Source organism: Massilia agrisoli, from assembly GCF_020831365.1.
Lineage (GTDB): Bacteria > Pseudomonadota > Gammaproteobacteria > Burkholderiales > Burkholderiaceae_D > Telluria_A > Telluria_A agrisoli.
In genome coordinates this window covers 447,224-448,874 of the sequence record NZ_JAJHPV010000009.1, presented here as the reverse complement: position 1 = coordinate 448,874, position 1,651 = coordinate 447,224, and the positions used below count along the sequence as shown (strand labels likewise).

Genomic DNA, 1,651 nt, shown 5'->3' with positions numbered 1-1,651 from the left:
TCTTTTCGCCTTTCCCTCACGGTACTGGTTCACTATCGGTCGATTACGAGTATTTAGCCTTGGAGGATGGTCCCCCCATGTTCAGACAGGATTTCTCGTGTCCCGCCCTACTTGTCGCACGCTTAGTTCCACACATCGCATTTCGTATAAGGGGCTATCACCCTCTATGGCCGGAGTTTCCAATCCGTTCTACTATGCGTCATGCTAAAACGTGCAGGCTGATCCCATTTCGCTCGCCACTACTTTGGGAATCTCGGTTGATTTATTTTCCTGCAGCTACTTAGATGTTTCAGTTCGCCGCGTTCGCTTTGCATACCTATGTATTCAGTATGCAATGACCTAAAAGGCCGGGTTTCCCCATTCGGAAATCTGCGGATCAAAGTGTGTTTGCTCACTCCCCGCAGCTTATCGCAAGCTACTACGTCCTTCATCGCCTGTAATCGCCAAGGCATCCACCATGTGCACTTATTCACTTGTCCCTATAACGTTAGCCCCTGTTGCCAGGGATCGTTACAGTTCCAAGCAAGACTTCATTTATTACTGTGTTTGATGAGTTTTACTACTACCCTAAGTGTGCTCCTTTTACAGAACACGCTTAATAAAACTTTACTTCTTCCAGATTGTTAAAGAACGAAACAGCATTTAATCTCTAAAAGACCAAACCTAAACACGGATGCTTACGTTTGAACTTTTGGTGGAGGATGACGGGATCGAACCGACGACCCCCTGCTTGCAAAGCAGGTGCTCTCCCAGCTGAGCTAATCCCCCTGTGTATCACATTAGGTTCCCGCCTTCGCGGGAATGACGTGTGTGAAACGTGGTAGGGCTGGTTGGACTCGAACCAACGACCCCCGCGTTATCAACACGGTGCTCTAACCAGCTGAGCTACAGCCCCAAATGCTGTTCTTCTTGTTCAACAGTCGATAAGAGTGGACGCTTAATGAATTGGCTCTAGGCCGGTGCTACTCTAGAAAGGAGGTGATCCAGCCGCACCTTCCGATACGGCTACCTTGTTACGACTTCACCCCAGTCACGAATCCTACCGTGGTAAGCGCCCTCCTTGCGGTTAAGCTACCTACTTCTGGTAAAACCCGCTCCCATGGTGTGACGGGCGGTGTGTACAAGACCCGGGAACGTATTCACCGCGACATGCTGATCCGCGATTACTAGCGATTCCAACTTCATGTAGTCGAGTTGCAGACTACAATCCGGACTACGATACACTTTCTGGGATTAGCTCCCCCTCGCGGGTTGGCGGCCCTCTGTATGTACCATTGTATGACGTGTGAAGCCCTACCCATAAGGGCCATGAGGACTTGACGTCATCCCCACCTTCCTCCGGTTTGTCACCGGCAGTCTCATTAGAGTGCTCTTTCGTAGCAACTAATGACAAGGGTTGCGCTCGTTGCGGGACTTAACCCAACATCTCACGACACGAGCTGACGACAGCCATGCAGCACCTGTGTGCAGGTTCTCTTTCGAGCACTCCCAAATCTCTCCGGGATTCCTGCCATGTCAAGGGTAGGTAAGGTTTTTCGCGTTGCATCGAATTAATCCACATCATCCACCGCTTGTGCGGGTCCCCGTCAATTCCTTTGAGTTTTAATCTTGCGACCGTACTCCCCAGGCGGTCTACTTCACGCGTTAGCTG

2 tRNA genes and 2 rRNA genes (1 of these 4 only partly in view) are annotated in these 1,651 nt (G+C 50.5%); all 4 read right to left on the bottom strand.

The window, feature by feature from the left end:
* A 23S ribosomal RNA gene (locus LMJ30_RS06515) occupies window positions 1-479 on the bottom strand; the annotation flags it as partial.
* Window positions 480-692: 213 nt separating this feature from the next.
* Window positions 693-768, bottom strand: a tRNA-Ala gene (locus LMJ30_RS06510).
* 50 nt (window positions 769-818) lie between these two features.
* A tRNA-Ile gene (locus LMJ30_RS06505) sits at window positions 819-895 on the bottom strand.
* 76 nt (window positions 896-971) lie between these two features.
* Window positions 972-1,651 (bottom strand): 16S ribosomal RNA (locus LMJ30_RS06500) (it continues 767 nt past the right edge of the window).